The organism is Nostoc sp. ChiQUE01b (assembly GCF_034531255.1).
Classification (GTDB): domain Bacteria; phylum Cyanobacteriota; class Cyanobacteriia; order Cyanobacteriales; family Nostocaceae; genus Nostoc.
This window is the reverse complement of the sequence record NZ_JAVRBM010000042.1, coordinates 24,372-44,532: the sequence shown is the minus strand read 5'-3', so window position 1 is coordinate 44,532 and position 20,161 is coordinate 24,372. Positions and strand designations below refer to the sequence as shown.

The window sequence follows — 20,161 nt, the reverse complement described above, 5'->3', positions numbered from 1 at the left end:
GTCAGTGTATGCAAAAAAACAACACAACAACATTAAGCTCTAAGGCATGAGTTCTACAAATCTTGTGTAGCTAACTAAATTTGGAAAAGCTCCACGCCTAATGCTTCTTTTTCTAAAATTGAAGTAATTAGTTGCTGTTTTGGTGTCGAAAATGGTAAATTTTTTATTTGTAAATTAGGATTAATTATCAACTGTTGTAAGAGGATTTCAATATCTTTGAGTATTCCGGCAATAGTATCAATCTCAAATCTTCTAGAATCATAAGAAAAAGCTATTAATAACTCTTCATCTGGGTATACAACTAAATTCAGAGGGTAGTTACTTCTGTAATACACTTTATTATGTTTAATTTCTAAATTCGTCCCCCTCCCCCAGCTCTTTACAAATTGGCTGATTGGAAAGTTTTCAAGCACCACATAACTTTCAAATAAAGTTAAGTTTCGTGGTACTTCACTCCATCCATGAATTTCTGTCAATGGAGTATATTCATAGTCACGTGTTTCAACCAGTTGAGTCTGTAAATGCTGTAGCCATGATAACAAAGGCTGTTCAATATCTATGTTGACATAGATTGGCAAGGTATTAACAAATACACCAGCTATTGACTCTACTCCATCCAAATCTACCGGGCGTCCAGTAACAGTACAGCCATATAGTATATCGTTGCGTCTGCTATAGCGGCCCAGGAGAATAGCCCAGATACCGTTAAGTATGGTTGCGAGGGTGAGACGATGTTGTATTGCGAAAGATTCTATTGCCTGTGTACTTGTTGATGATAGCTTAATTATTTCCTCATCGTACCGTTCTTCCTGAGTAGGCGATTGGCCAATTTTTTCTATGTAAGTAAGAGGAGTAGGTGTTTTAACACCCTGTAATGCTTGTCGCCAAAAAATTTCGGTTCTAGATATGTCCTGTTGCTGTAACCAGTCAACGTAGTCTCTAAAAGGGCGAGTAGGCGCTAAAGGTATTTCTTTATTCTTAGAAAGTGCTTCATAAATTTGCACAAACTCCTGAAGTATTAGTGAATCGCTCCAACCATCTACGATGATGAAGTGATTGCTCCAAATAAATTGGTAGTAGTCATCAGTAAGGCGAATTAAAGTTAGACGCATTAGACATGGTTGCGACAAGTCGAAATATAATTTGCGATCGCTGTCAATAAATGATTCTAATTGATTTTCTTGTTCAACTCGCTCCAGATTACGCCAGTCATACTGATTTAAAGGTAGTTTTACTTGTTTGTATACAACTTGTAGTGGATTTTCAATCTCTTCCCAATAAAACCCAGTACGTAAAATGGTGTGTCGATCCACTAAAAGTTGCCAAGCCTTTTCAAACACATCTATGTTAAGATTAGGCACACTATAGAGTTGCTGAAACAAATATAGCTGAGATTCATTTTCATATAAACTGTGGAAGAGAATGCCCTTTTGTAGAGGTGTGAGTTCGTATATATCTTCAATATTTTCTGCTTTCATTTGTGTTTTCCTGACTTTTTTGGGTAATTTTTGCTAAAAACTGATCCAATTTTTGTTTGCTCAAGTTAGCTTTTGGAAAGTCCGAAGGTGTATAAATTGCTGTTTCAAGAGACTGACAGTGAATAATCAGGGAGCGTAGTGCTTTTATAAAATCATCAGCCAATTTTTCAATTGTTTCTCGGCGGTGAATAGCCTTACTGTACGTCCAGTGCAATTGCAATTGTTCTTGAACCACAATTCCATTAAGCTCTAGTAAATAAAATCTGTTGGCAGGTGTACTGTAGTTGAGTCCTTTCGACTCTTGGGGTAGACAAAATAAAGATGACTTTGAAATCATTTGGTCATATTGACCTAAGTAATTAAAACTCACTTCCGTCTGAGGAAGAACTCGCAGTTTCGATTCTATCTCCTGCTCACTGCTCAAATACTCTAGTAGACTGTAACCAATCCCACTATTGGGAATACCACGCAAATATTCTTTTATTGCTATTAATGAATTTCCCGATTCCGAAAATTCTCTTGTATCCAAAATAACTGGATAACAAGTTGTAAACGAACCAACTGTACGGAAAATATTTACATCTTTGAATGTTTTTTCTCGACCATTACCTCTGATATCTACCCACAATGTTTGTTCTCCTGTCCATGTTGCAAAAGCTTGCATCAAAGCTGTGAGTAATACATCGTTGATTTGAGTATTATAGGCTTTGTGTATCTCTTCTAGTATAGTTTTTGTTTCTTGTTTATTTAGACAAACTGATACTATATCTGCATTAGCTACTGTATTGTCACCTGTTGAATAGTCAACGGGTAAGCGGCTAAATGGTTTTTGTATTTCTTGGAGCCAATAGTCCTGCTCTCGCATCATTTCTGAAGATTCAGCATACCCCTGTAGACATTGTGTCCACTGCATATATGAGGTAGTATAATCTGGCAAATGTATCGCCTTGCCCTGACTGATTTGCTGATAAACTGTTTGCAAGTCTTCTAGCAAGATTTGCCAAGAGAGACTATCAACTGCTAGGTGATGAATGATAATTAGCAGGTAGCTAGTTTGTTGTGGCACTAAGTCAAAGAAGGCAAACCGTACAAGTGGCCCCTCAAATAAGTTCAAACTTGCCTCTAGTTCCGCAGCTACAGACTCAATAGCAAATTTTCGCTCAATTTCTGGTAGTGCCGACAAATCTACTCGTTTCAATTCAATAGTATCATTAGAACTAGCATAAACTTGTTGCCAAGCAGATTCTTTTTGGATAAAACGCAGGCGAAATACGTCATGATGTTCAATCAAATGCTGTAAAGCCTGCTCTAACAAATTGCGATCGCATCCTTTCTGCATTTCCAGTAGCAAAGACTGGTTACAATTATGTGGATCGGGCTGATTTTGGGCAAATAACCAATGTTGAATAGGTGTGAGGTATAACTCTTTTGTTTCTAAATTATTTTCAGGTTGGATAGTTTGAGTAATGCCTAAATCTGTCACTAATTCTGCAATTGTCTGGTGTTCAAAAAACTGTTTAGGTGTTAATTTTAAGCCTGTTTTGTTAGCTTTGGCAGCAATTTGAATCGCATTTATGGAATTTCCTCCCAATTCAAAAAAGTTGTCATCGATACCTATGCATTCGATACCTAGAATTTCCTGCCAAATATTAGCAACTGTTTCTTCCGCTTCATTTCTAGGTGCAAGATATTCTATGCCCAGGTTTGGTCTTTGGTGTTTTGAAAATAAATTTTCGTTATTTGATAATTCTTTAGTTTGCAAAGATTCAAGCTTTATCCATTCCTCAACTCTAGCTTGTAAGTCTCCAGTAGAGACAACAATTTGAGGAAATCCACACATCGATAATAGACGTTCAAATGCATCTATACTAGCAGTCTTCGATCTCATACCATATTTATACAAGGTTTCTAGAACACTTGTATTTTGCTGTTCCTCTTCAGTTACCCAATCATCCCAGTTAAAACTACTCCAAGCGAAAGAGTTGGTTTTGTTATAGTTATGAACAAAAGCATCCATAAAAATGTTTGCTGCGGAATAGGAGATAAATCCTAGACCTCCCAACACAGATGCTAACGATGATGTTAATTGACAAAAATCTAGCTCTTGCCCTTGCAGGACTTTTTCTAAGACAAATAGTCCATAAACTTTGGGATGAAATTGCGATTGTGCTTCCGCTTTGGAAGTTTCCATAATAGTGCAATGTACATGTTCAGCATTTCCTGCGGCATGGATGACACCATTAATTCCACCAAATCTTTTAGTGGCGATCGCAATTACATTGTGCATTTGTTGTTCATTTGCGACATCGGCACTGATGACCAAAACCTCAGCACCCAAAGCCAATAAAGCCTGCACTTTGCGAATCTTGCGGCTAATACTATCCTGCTGATCGTGAGTTGCTAGCCATTCTTGCCACTGGTCTTTTTCGGGAAGACCTTTTCGTCCAAGCAGAATCAATTTCGCCTGCACTGTCTGAGCTAAATATTCTGCCAATACTAAACCAACACCACCTAGTCCACCAGTGATTAGGTAAACTCCCTCTTTCCTCAACTTCTTTCTACCAACAATACTTTCATCTAAGCGAATAGGCTCATATGTTTGAATCCAGCGATGATGACCACGGTAGGCAACAACATTTTCAGTTGGCTGTGCTACAAATTCTGCAAGCAAATAATCTATTAATTTAGCCGTTTTATGTGATGGCTTAGTTTCATATCCTGGAAGCACCACATCAAAACAGCAACAGTTAATGTTTGGATATTCCTGTGGAATTACCTTGCATGGTCCTAATATAGTTGCCTTCTCAGGGCATAAATTCTCGCTGCCAGTTACATCATATACATTATTGGTGACAACCACTAGCTTGATTGGCTCAATTATATTCTGCTCTGCCAAGGCTTGTGTTAGAAACAGCAGACTATAAAAACCGAGATTTTGACAATCTTCAAAAAATTGATTTTGTGTTTGTTCATCTAGCTCTTGATTAGGTAAAGTATCGTTAGGAGTAACGCTCCATAAATGGGCGATCGCTTGTGGAGTCCAATTTTGCTCTCGTAGTGCTTGCAGCAAGGCATCATAGTCATCTCTTTGTTGGGGATTAATTGTATATATAAAGTCGCTGAGTTTCGCAAAATCATCTGCGACCTTGATGATAATCACATCCTGACCTTGTTGTTTAAGTCTTTCTGCAATTCCGACTCCGACTCCATAGCTATCGACAAAAACTAACCAACATGACTTTTGTTCTACCAGTTTTTCCTTTTGGAAAAGCTCAAGCGGTGTAGATTGTTTCCAGCGAGGAATGTAGAACCAGTCAGCAATATCTGGCTTCTCGTCTAGGTCTAAGGTTTTTTGCCAAATCGTTGCCAGAGGTACATTTCGATTTACCTCAAGCCAGTAACGCTGGCGCTCAAAAGGATAAGTAGGTAAGGGTACGCGATGACGCTTCTCATCTATATAAAAACCAGACCAATCAATTTGAACCCCTACTACCCAAAGTTTACCCAAGGTGTTAAGTAAAAATGCGACATCTGATTGTTGCTCTTGAGGATGCCGTATAGACGTTAGTGCTATCAGCTCATCTGTTTGATGTTGTTTAGCCAAATTACTTAAAGTCTGCCCTGGGCTAACCTCCAACAGTATTCGTTCTGGCTGTTTGAGCAACTCTGTTACCCCTTGACTAAAACGCACTGGTTGTCTTAAATGCGTAGCCCAATAGTTAGGATCTGCCGCTTCGGCTGCGGTAATCCAAGTTCCGCTAACATTAGACACAAATGGAATTTTCGGGGGATTGAGTTTTACTTTTTGTAACGACCGAGTGAAAGTCTCAATGATGGGTTCCATCATTTGAGAATGAAAGGCGTGGTTAGTATGCAAGCGCCTACAGCTTACACCTCTTTGTTGTAGCTTCTGTTGCAATTGGTCTATCGCTTCTGTCGAACCAGACACCACGCAGGAAGAAGGTGCATTACTCGCAGCTAGAGAGATTCCCTTTTCTAGCAGTTGTTGTACTTCTTGTTCTGGAAGCTGAACCGAGAGCATAGCACCACCAGGTAACTGCTGCATGAGTTTTCCTCGATTCGCCACTATTCCCAAGGCATCTTCCAAAGAGAAAACTCCAGCTACAGTGGCAGCTACATACTCTCCTACACCGTGACCAATCATAGTTTCAGGACGCACGCCCCACGCCATCCATAACTTGGCTAGAGCGTATTCAATCACAAACAGCGCTGGTTGAGTAATTGCTGTTTGCTGTAACTTTTGTGCTGCTGTTAACGCTTTTTTTTCATTGGGATAGAGGACTGTACGCAAGTCTACTTCCAAGTGAGGTTTGAGCAGTTCGCAGCAGCAATCAACTTGCTCTCTAAATACGGTTTCGCTCTCGTATAATTCTCGAGCCATATTTACATACTGCGTACCTTGCCCAGAAAACATAAACACTACAGAGCGATTACAAGGTTCTTGGTAATGAGTGAAAGCTCTTTGAGGGTCTTGCAGTGCTTTTATTGCATCTTGTTGGTTTTGGCAAACTACTATTCGGCGATGGTTCAAAGTCCACCGACCCACTTGCAAAGTATGAGCAACATCAGCGAGGTTTAAATCTGGATTTTTTTGTAGGTAATTAGCGATATTTTCTGTAGCAGTTTCTAGTGCTGTACTCGTTTTGGTTGAAAGTAATAATAACTGCCAAGTTCGAGAAGGGCTAGAGGGTTTAATTATTGGAGCTTCCTCTAAAATTACATGGGCATTTGTCCCGCCAAAACCAAAAGCACTAACTCCAGCACGACGAGGAGTACCGTTGGTTTTCCACTCAGACAATGTGTTGTTAACGTAAAAAGGACTGTTAGCAAAATCTATCTGGGGTGATGGTTCTTCAAAGTTTAAGCTAGGTGGTATCTGTTTATGCTTAAGGGCTAAAACGGTTTTGATTATACTTGCCACTCCAGCAGCTTCGTCCAAATGTCCAATGTTGGTTTTCAAAGAACCGATCGCACAAAAGCCCTTTTTCTGAGTTTTGGTCTGAAAAGCTTGTGTCAAGGCTGCAATTTCAACGGGATCACCTAGAGCAGTTCCAGTTCCATGAGCTTCTATATAAGTAATTGTTTCGGGTTCAACCTCAGCCATAATCTGAGCCGCCCTAATCACTGTTGCCTGACCATGAATACTGGGTGCAGTGTAGCTAACTTTGTCTGATCCATCATTATTAATGGCGGAACCTTTTATCACTGCATGGATGCAGTCTCCATCTGCGATCGCTTCTTCTAAAAGTTTTAAAACTACAATACCCAGACCCGTTCCTCTCGGACATCCCTTAGCCTTTGCATCAAAAGCACGGCAATGTCCATCAGGAGATGAAGTTCCTCCTTCCTGATATACATAACCGACTGCTTCTGATATTGAGACTCCTCCAACCAAGGCAACATCACACTCGCCACTTAGCAAACTTTGACAGGCTAAATGTAAAGCAACTAATGAACTTGAGCAGGTAGTTTGAACTGCATAACTTGGTCCCTGCAAGTTTAACTTGTAAGAAGCAAGTGTAATGGAAGCTGGAGAGATTCCTTTCTCTATTTGGTATTGACCAACAGAGTCTACAATATCGGGATTTGAATAAATATTAGGTAGATAACCGCCAAAACCAAAACCAGCGAAAACTCCAATCGGCTTATTGTAAGCTTCAAAACTATAGCCAGCATCTTCAAGTGCTGTCCATGCATATTCCAAAAACAAACGAAGTCCGGGGTCCATAGTTTCAGCTTCTCTGGGATTTATACCGAAGAATGAAGCATCAAACAAATCTATATCTTCAACTACACCCTCTGCCTTGACATAATAAGGGTTTGTCAGGTCAGCAGAATCTACACCTAAATCTTTTAGTTCTTGATCAGTGAAAAAATGAATTGACTCTACTCCGTCTCGGAGATTTTGCCAAAATCGCTCTATATTTTGAGCTTCTGGAAAATAGCCATTCATCCCAATAACAGCTATTTCTAAGCCCGTTTTATTAGTTAAATTATCTACTGAACTATCCATGATTTTCACCCTTTTAAGATAATTTATCTAGACTTTTTTAAATACTCTGCTTTTTTCTTACAAAACTTTGCTTTAATCTAGCTTTACCAGCTCCCAGCTTTTGACTGATTTGATTAGTTTCAGAAGCAAATACTTCATCACTATCATCTTTTTGACTGAAATAGTTTGATAAAGAGCTTATAGTCGGATATTTGAAAAGGTCAGTTATAGCTAAATCCACTTTCAAAAGTTCGCGCAGTTTGCTATGTACCTGAAGCACGTTTAGAGAATGTCCACCAAGGTCAAAGAAATTGTCTTGAATACCTACTTTTTCAACCTTAAGTATTTTCTGCCATGTATCAACAATTAAGTGTTCTACCTCATTTCGTGGTTTAACATAAGTAGTTTCCAATTCCGGGCGAAGATTATCTGGTTTGGGCAGAGCTTTACGGTCTACTTTACCGCTAGGTGCTAGTGGTAGGCTTTCTAGCATCACAAAGGCAGAAGGTAACATGTGGTCAGGTAACTTTTTTCTTAAGAAACTACGCAATTCACTGATACTAGGAACTGGTTCTGTCTTCACAACTACATAAGCAATTAATTGAAGGTTATCTGGTTCCTCCTGATCAACCACCACAACATTTTCACGTACATTCGGGTGCTGACCCAAAAATGTTTCAATCTCTCCAAGCTCGACGCGGAAGCCACGAATCTTTACTTGATTGTCAATGCGTCCGAGGAATTCTATATTCCCATCGGTCAGCCACCTTCCTAAATCTCCTGTTTTATAAATCAAATCTGCACGATTTCTTGGTAAATTCTTTTTAGTTTCTGTAAACGGATTTGTCACAAAGCTTAATTTAGTTTTTTCTTCGTTTTTCCAGTAACCAGCACCCACACCGATTCCCGATACACAAATCTCTCCTGGAACACCAATCGGTAATAACTTCATTTGCTCATCCAGGATATAGAGATTTAAGTTCGCTAAGGGTTTGCCAATTGGAATTGTTCGCTGATTTTCTGGCAAAGGCTTGTCAACGATAAACTGGGTAATATCATCAGCAGCTTCGGTCGGACCATAAGCATTAGCAATTTTGATTTCGGGATATATCTGGAGCCACTTATTTACCCAACTGATCGACACAGATTCGCCCGATAGCATCATCCATTTTAAATCTGGTAACTCCCTTTCTTGGCTTGTCAATTGGGAGGTATATTCAAGTAAGCCCCCAAATAATGCTGGTACCAATTCAACAACTGTTATTTTTTGTGATTTAAGTGCTTTGAATAGTTTTTCAGGAACAGCAACAGTTTCAATATCTACAATTACTGTCTTTCCAGCGATTAAAAGTGGTGCCAAAAATTGCCACACAGAAATATCTGTTGAAGAAGAAGCGCTTTGCAGAAAACAAAATTCTGACCTTAACTCCAGCTGATCGAATTGGGCATAAATATGATTGATTGCACCATCATGTCTGATAACTGTTCCCTTTGGTAATCCTGTGGAACCAGAGGTATATATCATATAAGCAGTGTCGATTCCCTCGTTCACTGGTTCTAGATTTTCTTTGGGGAGGTTACTGAAGCCAAGTTTATCGTATATTGTTAATTCCTGGTTATGAGTTAATTGTATGTTTTCAGGAATAACCTCGTCTAAACAAATAATCGATTTTAATTGAGGACAGTTATTTATTAAGTCTGTCAAAACAGTTAATAAGTAAGTATCAGTTAAAAGAAAGTTAACTTCACTATTAGACAACATATATTCAATTCTATTTGACGGATAAGTGCTATCAATCGGTACGTAAGCACCACCTGCCTTATATATAGCCAGAATAGCGATAAGAAAATTTATATCACGGTCTTTAAATATGCCTACAAACTCACCTTTAGCAAGTCCTAGTTGACGCAGCATTACTGCTAACTGATTAGCTTTTTCATTTAACTCTTGATAAGTTAGTTTTGTTTGTCCATCAACTACTGCTATATTGTTAGGGGTTTTATTGGCCTGGTGTTCAAACAATTTATTGAGCGTCTGTTCAATGGGATATTCTTTATTTTTATTATTGTCATTAAATTGTTTTAACAAATGGTATCGCTCGAAGTCTTTAAAAAAAACAATATCCGATATTTTAGCATCAATATTACTGACAATACTTTCAATAACATTAGTATAATATTTAATAATTAATTGGATAGTCTCATCTTGAAAAATTTGCTCACTATACTCTATATTTGCACTAATATTTTTACCATTAATTAGAAAAGAAAATGTAATGTCATTATTGAGATGATTTAAACTATTTTTATTATGAATATTTTCTAATAAAACCACTATATCAAAAAGTGAACAACGGTTCGGACTTGTTGGTATTTTTAATAAATTAATTAATTCGTCAAAATGATAGTTTTGATGACTGTAAGCACCAATAACTGAATCTTTAACTTGAAACAAAAAATCCTTAAATGATATCTCCGGTGTTATCTGAATACGCAAGGGAATAACTTTGCTACTTAAATCAATTGTGCCAATTTTCTCATATATTGGTATGCCTACAATAACATCGTTTTTTCGAGTATATTTTTGCAGCAGTATATTCAATGCAGATACAAGTATCAAGTACACTGAAAAGTAAGAACCTTTAGCCAGCTTCATGATTTCTTGAGATAAATCATGCGATAAGTCAAAGTTAATAGACTTATTTTTAGTGCTAGAAAGCGAAGGTCTTATATAGTCTAAAATAAGATTAGTTTCTGGAAGCTCTCCGGATAATTTATTTATCCAATAAATCTTTTGAGAAAATACTTTGTTTTTGCGTAAATGCATATTCATTTATCCCGTTTAACTAGTAAATATTGCGAATGATATTTAGCATAATATGTAATTAAGATCCACATTTAGACAGATTATTTGTTAGATGTATGTTTTGCGAGCATTGCGTAATTGCATCGATTAAATATCTGGATTATAAGCTTAATAAAACAAGGTTTCTTTTTCTAAAATTGAAGTAACTTGTTGTTGCTCTAGAGTCAAAAATGGTAAGTATTTAATTTGAATATTAGAATTAGTCATTAATTCTTGTAAAAGAATTTCAATATCTTCTAGTATTCCAGTAATAGTATCGGTATCAAATCTTATAGAATCATAGGAAATAGCTATTAATAACTCTTTATTGGGGTAGACGACTAAATTCAGAGGATAGTTATTTCTATAATATAATCCTGTATGTTGAAATTCTATATTTCCCTTCCAATCTCGGATAAATTCACTGACTGGAAAGTTTTCAATTACCACAATACTTTCAAATAAAGTTAATTTTTGTGGAACTTCACTCCATCGATGAATTTCTGTCAACGGAGTGTATTCATAGCAGCGTACCTCAGCTAGTTGAAGCTGAAAACGCTGTAGCCATGACAAGAAAAGCAGTTCAGCATCTATATTGACTTGAATAGGCAAGGTATTAACAAACATGCCCACCATTGACTCCACTCCATTCAACTCTACTGGTCGTCCAGCAACGTTGTAGCCATACAATATATTGTTGCGGCAAGTATAGCGACTAAGGAGAATGACCCAAATACCGTTAATTATAGTAGCAAGAGTAAGACGATGTTGTGCAGCAAAAGATTGTAGCGCCTGTGTACTTGTTAATGATAGCTGAATTATTTCTTCAGTGTACCTTACTTCTTCAGTAGATGATTGGTTGATTTTTTCTATATAAGTGAGAGGAGTTGGTGCTTTGACACCCTGTAATGCTTGTCGCCAAAAAAGCTCAGCTTTAGATATATCCTGCTGCTGCAACCAGTCAATGTAGTCTCTAAAAGGACGAGTAGGTGCTAAACAGATTTCTTTATCTTTACAAAGTGCTCCATAAACTTCCACAAACTCCTGAAATACTAGTGAGCCAGCCCAACCATCTAAGATAATGTGGTTCACACTCCAAATATATCGATAGCAGTTATCAGTCAGGCGAATTAAAGTATGACGCATTAGACATGGCTGGGAAAAGTCAAAACTTTTTTTGCGATCGCTTAAAAGAAAAGACTGAAATTGCGCTTCTTGTTCAACTGAATTTATATTAGACCAGTCATGGAGATTTAGGGGCACTTCTACTTGGTTGTACACAATTTGTAGTGGATTTTCAATTTCTTCCCAATAAAACCCAGTCCGTAAAATGTGATGCCGATCCATTACTAGTTGCCAAGCTTTTTCAAAGACCTCTATGTTAAGATTGCCACGCACAATAAAGATATGCTGGAAAAAATATAAGGATAATTCACTATCAAACAAACAGTGGAATAACATCCCCTTTTGTACAGGCGTTAGTTCGTATATGTCTTCAATAGTTTTTGTGTTCATTTGGCTGTTCTCTACCTCTTTTGGTTAATTTTTAATAGTAAATTATCCAATTGCTGTTGGTTCAATTTGGCTCTAGGGAAGTCAGATGGTGTATATCTTTCTGCTTCTACAGATTGACAGTCAATCATCAGAGAGCGCAGTACTTTTATAAAATCATCAGCCAATTTCTCAATTGTTTCTCGGCGGTAAATAGCTTGACTATACTTCCAAGAAAATTGCAATTCTTTGTTAAGAACAATTGCATTAATCTCTAACAAATAAAATAGATTCTTGGGTGTGCTGGAATTGATACCTTGAGATTTATTTGGTTTACCAAATAAAGACGATTCTGAAACCATTTGGTCATACTCGCCGAAGTAATTGAAACTCACTTCAGTTTTCGGAAAACCTTGCAGTTTCGCTTGCTTTTCCTGCTTATTGCTTAAGTAATTTAGGATGCCATAACCAATCCCACTATTGTGAATACTACGCAAATATTCTTTTATTGTTATTAATGAAGTTCCTGGATCGGAAGATTTGGTAATATCCAAAATAACTGGAAAGCAAGTTGTGAATAAACCAACTGTACGAGATAAATTTACATCTTTAAAGATTGCCTTTCGACTATTAACTCTGATATCTACCCACAATCTTTGTTCTCCTGTCCATGTTGCAAAAGCTTGCACTAAAGCTGTGAGTAACACTTCATCAATTTGAGTATTATAGGCTTTGTGTATCTCTTCTAATAAAGTTTTTGTCTCTTTTTTATTGAGACAGACGGATACTATATCTACATTAGCTACTGTATTGTCACCTGTTGAATAGTCAACGGGTAAGTGGCTAAATGGTTTTTGCATTTCTTGGAGCCAATAATCCCGTTCTGGGATCATTTCTGAAGATTCAGCATATTCATGTAGGTATTGTGCCCACTGCATATATGAAGTAGTACAAGATGGCAAATGTATCGCCTGACCTTGAATGATTTGCTGATAAGCTGTTTGCAAGTCTTCTAGCAAAATTTGCCAAGAGACAGTATCAACTGCTAGGTGGTGAATGATAATTAGTAAGTAGCTAGTTTGCTGTGGTATTAAGTCAAAGAAGGCAAACCGTACAAGTGGCCCCTCAAATAAGTTCAAACTTGTTTCTAGTTCCGCAGCTACAGATTCAATAGCAAGTTTTCGTTCAATTTTTGGTAGTACCGATAAATCTACATGTTTAAATTCAATAGTATCATTAGAACTAGCATAAATTTGTTGCCAAGCAGATTCTTTTTGGATAAAACGCAGGCGAAATACGTCATGATGTTCAATCAAATGCTGTAAAGCCTGCTCTAATAAATTGCGATCGCACGCTTGCTGTATTTCCAGCAGTAAAGACTGGTTACAATGGTGTATATCGGGCTGATTATGTTCAAGGAACTGATGCTGAATCGGTGTGAGTTGCAACCCTTCTGTTCCTAACCTCTGTTCGGGTTGGGTAGTTTGACTAATGCATAAGTCTGTCGCTAATTCAGCAATTGTTTGGTAATGAAAAAACTGTTGAGATGTCAACTTCAAACCTGCTTGGTTAGCTTTGGCAGCAATTTGAATCGTGTTGATAGAATTTCCTCCCAACTCAAAAAAGTTGTCGTGAATACCTATCTTGTCAATTCCCAGAATTTCTTGCCAAATGTCAGCCAGCATTTGCTCGATTTCGTTTTCGGGAGCGATGTAATCATTGCCTAAATTAGGGCGGGGATGATTTGCTTTGGAGAGATTGACTGAAGATAATTTTGACTCCAAAAGCGTTAATTGCTCTTGCAAATACTGGGGAGAGTTATTCTGCTTAATTAAAGTTGGGAAGTCTTGTGTTGAAACAATCATATGAGGCAGTCTGTTTTGCAGAATGCGATTAAAAGCATCGATTCCTTCTTGAGGTAATATTCCTTTTTTGAGAATTTTGTCGCGCTCCTGTTTAATTTTATCTGGTAATACAGTTTCCACTGCCAGCCCAACTTCTTGCCAAACATCCCAGCTGATTGATACTGTTAATTGACCAGATGTGGAAGTATAACTGTGGGCATAAGCATCTAGAAAGGCATTGGCTGCACAATAATCTATCTGTCCAAATTCACCCAAAATAGAGGTTCCAGATGAACAAAGCACCAAGAAATCTAGATTTATATTCTTTAAAACCTCCTCCAAGATTAATGTTCCTTTCACTTTCGGTGCTAAGACATTGGTTGCTATATCCCGCGTCTTGAGTTGGGTAACACCACCACCCGCAATCCCAGCCGCATGGATTACGCCATTAATTTGACCGAATTTTTGGAATGCTTGAGTAATTACTGCCTGCATTTGTTCGGAATTAGTCACATCGGCACTTTTAACTTCAACCTCTGCCCCTAATTCCTCAAGCGATCGCACTTTTTGTATCTGACGACTGATAGAATTTTGGCTATCATGAGTTTCTAGCCATTGTTCCCACTCAGAGCGTTCCGGTAGTCCCCTTCGTCCGATGAGTATTAACTTAGCTTGTAGCGTCTTTGCTAGATGTTCTGCTAATACTAAACCAATACCACCGAGTCCACCAGTAATTAAGTAAACTCCACCTTCTCTTAACTTAGTTTTGCCTGCAATGCGGTCATCTAATGGGACTGCTTCAAAGGTTTGAATCCAACGCTGAGTTCCACGGTAGGCAACTATTTCATTAGTCTGTTGCAGTGTGAATTCTGCTACCAAATTATCTATGAGTTTTTTAGATAAAGGAGTTTGAGCAGAATGCATAACTAAATCAACACTACTGCAATTAATATTTCGATATTCCTTGGGAATTACTTTGCATGGCCCTAATACCGTAGCCTTTTGTGGGCATAAATTTTCATCGGCAGTTACATTATGGACATTGCTGGTGACAACTATCAGCTTGAGAGAATCCCAAATATCTTGTTTTCCGATTGCTTGTGCTAAAAACAACAGGCTATAGAAACCAAAATGCTGGTAATCTTCAAATAATCCTAGCTCGTTGTTGAGCAAAGTATCATTTGGTGTAACGCTCCAAAAGTGGGCAATTGTATTTGGCTTAAAATCCTGCTTTTGAAGTTCTTGAAGCAAGGCATCATAGTCATCTGGTTGTTGGGGATTGATGACATACATCCGGTCATCGAGCTTACTAAACTGTTCGCCCACCTGCACAGTGATGACATCTTGACTCTGTTGCTCAAGTCGTTTGGCAAATTCAGTTCCTACTCCATAGTTATCCACAAAGACTAAGCAACGCAACTTTTGTTTGCTCGGTTCTTTTCCTTGAAAAAACTCAAGTGGTATGGATTGTTTCCATACTGGAATATAAAACCAGTCAGCGATATTTGGCTTTTTCTCTAATGATTGTTGTGATGCTGTATCTGAAGTGGATGAGGAATCTAGCTCAATAGAGTAACGCTGATTTTCAACGGGATGACTTAGAGGATTTTGATCTAACGATTTTTGCGAGGCTGATGACTCAATCCAATAACGCTGACGCTCAAAGGGATAGGTTGGTAAGGGGAGGCGATGACGACGTTCATTGGCGTAAAAACTTGACCAATCTATCTTGATTCCCAACATCCATAGGCGACCCAAGGTGTTAAGTAAAAATGCTACATCTGAATGCTGTTCGTGAGGATGGGGTATTGAGGTCAGCACAGTTAATTCTTCAGGACTGAAAGTCTCTCCACAACCAACTTCTAGTAGAATCCGCTGATTGTCTTTGAGTAACTCTGCAATTCCTTCATTAAAATGTCTTGGTTGCTGTATGTGTGCCCAATAGTTAGGGTCTATTGCTTCAGTTTGAGTAATCCAAGTGCTACTAACATTAGATATAAATGGAATTGTTGGAGGATTGAGTTGGACTTTTTGTAACAACTCTGTGGAAGATTCATTGACCACTAGTGCAAGGGCATCTTCAAGGGGAAAAACTCCGGCTAAAGTGGCAACAACGTATTCTCCAACACCTTGCCCAATCATTGCTTGAGGGGAAACACCCCAGGACATCCACAACTGAGCCAAGGCATACTCAATGACAAACAGGGCACTCTGAACAAAGCAAGTTTGTTGGAGTTTCTCTAATGCGGTTTCCTGCTCAGATTCGCTGGGATAAATTACCGATCGCAAATCTAACTCTAGATGTGGTTTTAATATGAGGCAGCACTTTTCTACCTGCTTGCGGAACATCGGCTCAGTTTCGTAGAGTTCTTTGCCCATATCTGTATACAGCGCACCTCGTCCAGGAAAAATGAAAGCAACGGAGCGAGTTCCTGACTCTTGAAATTGAGTTATAACTCGTTCTGAGGCTGGCTGATTCAATGCCTTAATCGCATCTTGGGCATCGAAGCAAACTAATATTTGCCGATAATTAAAGTCTCTACGCCCCACTTGCAAGGTATAAGCTACATCTGCAAGATTCAAATCGGGATGTAGCATCAGATGTTGGCTTAGATTCTGCGTGGCAGTTTCTAACGCAGACTCGGTTTTTGCAGAAACTACTAACAATTGCCAAGGACGGGAAGCACTAGAAGCTGGAAGGGTTGGGGCTTCTTCTAGAACTACGTGGGTATTGGTTCCGCCCATTCCTAAAGAGCTAACACCCGCACGGCGGGGAGTCGAGCCTGTTTTCCATGCAGTTAACTTGGTGTTGACGTAAAAAGGACTATTGGCAAAATCAATTTGAGGATTAGGCTGTTCAAAGTTTAAGCTTGGCGGAATTAACTGATGCTTGAGAGCCAATGCCGTCTTGATTAATCCTGCAACTCCGGCGGCGGCATCTAAATGACCAATATTCGTTTTGACTGAACCAATGGCGCAGAAATTCTTTTTCTCGGTACTAGCACGAAAAACTTTAGTCAGGGCAGCAATTTCAATCGGATCGCCCAAAGCTGTACCGCTACCATGAGCTTCAATATAGCTGATTGTCTGCGGTTCTACCTCTGCTAACATTACCGCTTCAGCGATCGCTTCTGCTTGACCATCTACACTAGGCGCTGTGTAGCCAACTTTCATCGAACCGTCGTTGTTAATTGCCGCACCTTTAATGACAGCATATATGCAATCGCCATCTGCGATCGCATCTCTGACTCGTTTGAGAACAACTATCCCCACACCATTACCAACAGTTGTTCCCTGCGCCGCAGCATCAAAAGCATGACAACGACCATCAGGAGATAGTGGCCCTCCTGGTTCATATAAATAACCAGTTTTTTGAGGCAATCGGATAGAAACCCCTCCCGCCAAAGCCATATCACATTGATAATTTTGCAAACTTTGGCACGCGAGGGTAGTAGCAACTAATGATGTAGAACAAGCTGTTTGAACTGTAATACTTGGCCCTGTGAGATTTAATTTATAAGAAACACGGGTAGAGAGAAACCCTTTATCATTTCCAATTATCTTTTGATATAATTGCGCCGATCCTATTTGATCATTGTTTAAATCAAAATAGAAATAGTTATTTAAGCTAGCACCAGCATAGACCCCAATTCTACTTTCACACTTAGTGGAGTCATACCCAGCATTTTCCAAAGCTGACCAAGCGCATTCCAAAAATAGGCGATGTTGAGGATCTGTGACTTCCGCTTCTTTCGGATTTAGGTCAAAGAATGCAGCATCAAATAAATCGATATTTTCTAAAACACCGCCAAGTTTGACATAATTACTATTACTTATTAACGCCGAAGGTACACCAACAGCTATTAACTCTTCATCTGTAAATAAAGATAATGACTCCACGCCATCTTGTAAATTTTGCCAAAAAGATTCTATACTGACGGCTCCTGGAAAACGGCCAGCCATCCCGATAATAGCAACTCCTTCCATTAATTCATAAACTTTTTCAGTATCATCTTGTTTATTCATCTTATTAAACCTTTATTGCTTTCACTGGCTTAAAACTAAATTTAAAATCGAATCCCAATTCTCTCTAAAGTTGCACTAAATCATTATCTTCTCTCTTGCTCTGCGTTCTCTGCGCCTCTTCAGTTCGTTTCATCAAAATTCAGTGCATCTTCAAAAGAAATTGTAAAACTCAATCAATCACCTGAAATTTTACATAAGCAGGAATAGCCTGAATTCGAGTTAAATCATTTTCCAAAATAACAGAATTGCCATTATTCTCAATTTCTTTAAAACCTGTAAATTTATAAGATATATACATCATTCTGTTGCGATCGTTTGGTACAAACTCTGCCAAAAGACGAACATCATTGCTTTTAGCCAGACTCATGACATGATTCAACATAATTGTGCCAACTCCTCTCGACATAACGCGACAAGACATCAGCAAAAGCTTTATCGTCCATGACTGAGGCTGACATTCAATGAGAATTAAACCTATTTTACCGTAGCTTCCATACTTATCTTCCAGACTTGCAATTAGTAGTTTATGATTTTCTGATTGGCGAAAATGATTGAGTTCGTCATAGGAGTAGGTATAACCAGTTGTATTTAATTGGTTGGTTCGTAGTGTTAATTCTTCTGCACGCTGTAAGTCCTCTTCTTGAGCAGAAGAGATAGTAAAATTCATATTGAGAGTAGACAAGAATTTGTCTGTTGTGCCAACAAATTCTTTTTCTGCATTTTGACGCTCGATATCACTAATATACATCAACCTTCTAATTCGTGAATCATCTGTAATAAAACGAGGATTCATGATTGGCATATCTAAAATATTGCCTATTTCATCTGCATTTATGCACAGAATTTCTGGAAAGGTAAATTTAACTTCTTCTAGTTCAAATAATTGATCGTCGATAAATGCAATCGCATCTATACCAATATTAAGTAACTTCGCAATTTCTTGTAAAGAAGAAGCCTTAGAATTCCAATTTATTTGGGGATATAAGAAATACTCTTTTAAACCAAGCTCTTCTAGTTTAGCTATTGTTGTAGCATAATCATTCTTACTAGCTATAGATTGTAGGATACCACGATTATCTAAAGTTTGAATAAGATTTATTATGTTTTTTCGCAAAGAGACTTTCTGATCTTCTAGCAAAACTCCCTGCCATAAGGTATTATCTAAATCCCAAACGACACATTTAATAACTTTTTTGTCTTTTTGCTTGCTATTTAAGTTTTGTTTTTGAGTATTAATCATATATTGATTTCTCTATCTTTGGTGTCTTATACTTTGAGCGCTCAGCTATCAGCTATGATTTATTAGCTGCTTGTAGCTAAATCAAAAGCTCAGTTGATTTCCGTGCTAAATATATCTCAATGGTTTACTTGTATTTGTTGGAGTTTTTCTGCTCAATGTTCTGTGTGAAACTACCCGGTAAGATAATAGATTTGATCAGAGCTATAGAAGTCCGTAGACCGTCTTTAGAAGAGATTGCATGATATAGATAATGAGGTGCGATGTTTAAAAAAACTGAGAACATATTTTTTTGCCTGAAATAATCTTGAATTGTAACATCGTAGAAAAATGATAATGATATATTCTCATCTACTGCTGTTACATAATGCCACCAATAAGGTGGTATGTAGAGCATTTCTCCCGGTTGAAGTACAACTTCCATTCTTTCTTGCCAAGGAAACTTTGGAAATAATTCCAAATTGGGGTGATTTGGATCTACCTTACTATAATCTGCTAAACCATGACTATCCTCAAGAGGTGGATAAAATGATAAATAATTTGAAGGAGGATATAAAAGTATTTTTTTTCTACCTCGAATTTGAACAAAAATATTATGAAATCCGTCAAAATGAAGGACAGTAGTTGAAGAAAAATTTTTACTCGAGAAACCATGCCAGTAGCTAACTAATGGCTTCCTGTTTAAGTATTCTGGATAGGTTACGTCTCCAATAATTTCAGGAAAAGACTTTTCAAAAAGTTCCCCTGTTAAATAATATCCTAAATCATCATTCTGATTTTCATTAACTTTATCTTCTACGTGCTTTATATACTCCTTGTATTTCATTTTTTTTTCATCTACACAATCATCAGCATCATCATAAGCAAAGTTCTTATAATCATCCAAAAAATCTTTTTGAGAAACTTCTACATGAATCACATTATTTCCACAGTATTTTATCAGATAATCATTAGACCAATTATTACAAGCATGCCAATATTTAGCAACATCTTCAATTAAAAAAGGCTGATATTGCTTCCACATTTCTAAAAATTGCTTGAGACTAGGATTTTTAATTTTTAAAATCGATTTGCGAACTTGACTTTCCATAAAAACTCTAACATCCTTAATTTGCTTTAACTGAAAAACTGGCGCTGCTTTATCGCTATCACCATATAGAATGAATGTTTTTTATTCATCTATGAATTAATTATGAGAGCAGTTTTACGTTCAATTAAATTGGCGAT

Annotated in this window: 7 protein-coding genes; all 7 read right to left on the bottom strand. The window is 37.8% G+C overall.

Annotated features, from left to right (window positions below; translation table 11 throughout):
• Positions 1–74: 74 nt before the first annotated feature.
• Positions 75–1,478, bottom strand: a complete 1,404-nt coding sequence (locus tag RMY63_RS24505) for a condensation domain-containing protein (RefSeq protein WP_322731210.1) — start codon at positions 1,476–1,478, stop codon at positions 75–77.
• On the bottom strand, positions 1,459–7,512 hold the full coding sequence (locus RMY63_RS24500; protein WP_322731209.1) for an SDR family oxidoreductase: 6,054 nt from the start codon (positions 7,510–7,512) through the stop codon (positions 1,459–1,461). Before RMY63_RS24500 ends, RMY63_RS24505 begins: the two co-directional genes overlap by 20 nt.
• A gap of 37 nt (positions 7,513–7,549) precedes the next feature.
• Complete coding sequence (locus RMY63_RS24495) at positions 7,550–10,318, bottom strand: amino acid adenylation domain-containing protein (RefSeq protein WP_322731208.1); 2,769 nt, start codon at positions 10,316–10,318, stop codon at positions 7,550–7,552.
• Positions 10,319–10,465: 147 nt separating this feature from the next.
• A complete protein-coding gene (locus RMY63_RS24490) occupies positions 10,466–11,851 on the bottom strand; it encodes a condensation domain-containing protein (RefSeq protein ID WP_322731207.1) in 1,386 nt (461 codons plus the stop codon).
• An 11-nt stretch (positions 11,852–11,862) separates the two neighbouring features.
• Positions 11,863–17,697, bottom strand: coding sequence for an SDR family oxidoreductase (locus tag RMY63_RS24485; protein ID WP_322731206.1), 5,835 nt, complete (start codon positions 17,695–17,697; stop codon positions 11,863–11,865).
• A gap of 169 nt (positions 17,698–17,866) precedes the next feature.
• Positions 17,867–18,937, bottom strand: coding sequence for an HAD-IIIC family phosphatase (locus tag RMY63_RS24480; RefSeq protein WP_322731205.1), 1,071 nt, complete (start codon positions 18,935–18,937; stop codon positions 17,867–17,869).
• Positions 18,938–19,061: 124 nt separating this feature from the next.
• Positions 19,062–20,024 (bottom strand): cupin-like domain-containing protein, encoded by a 963-nt coding sequence (locus tag RMY63_RS24475; protein ID WP_322731204.1) that lies wholly within the window; start codon positions 20,022–20,024, stop codon positions 19,062–19,064.
• Between the last annotated feature and the right edge of the window lie 137 nt (positions 20,025–20,161).

Coding starts and splice junctions, on each gene's coding strand:
- RMY63_RS24505 (WP_322731210.1), bottom strand. CDS start 1,478: ATGAAAGCAGAAAATATTGAAGATATATACGAACTCACACCTCTACAA.
- RMY63_RS24500 (WP_322731209.1), bottom strand. CDS start 7,512: ATGGATAGTTCAGTAGATAATTTAACTAATAAAACGGGCTTAGAAATA.
- RMY63_RS24495 (WP_322731208.1), bottom strand. CDS start 10,318: ATGCATTTACGCAAAAACAAAGTATTTTCTCAAAAGATTTATTGGATA.
- RMY63_RS24490 (WP_322731207.1), bottom strand. CDS start 11,851: ATGAACACAAAAACTATTGAAGACATATACGAACTAACGCCTGTACAA.
- RMY63_RS24485 (WP_322731206.1), bottom strand. CDS start 17,697: ATGAATAAACAAGATGATACTGAAAAAGTTTATGAATTAATGGAAGGA.
- RMY63_RS24480 (WP_322731205.1), bottom strand. CDS start 18,937: ATGATTAATACTCAAAAACAAAACTTAAATAGCAAGCAAAAAGACAAA.
- RMY63_RS24475 (WP_322731204.1), bottom strand. CDS start 20,024: ATGGAAAGTCAAGTTCGCAAATCGATTTTAAAAATTAAAAATCCTAGT.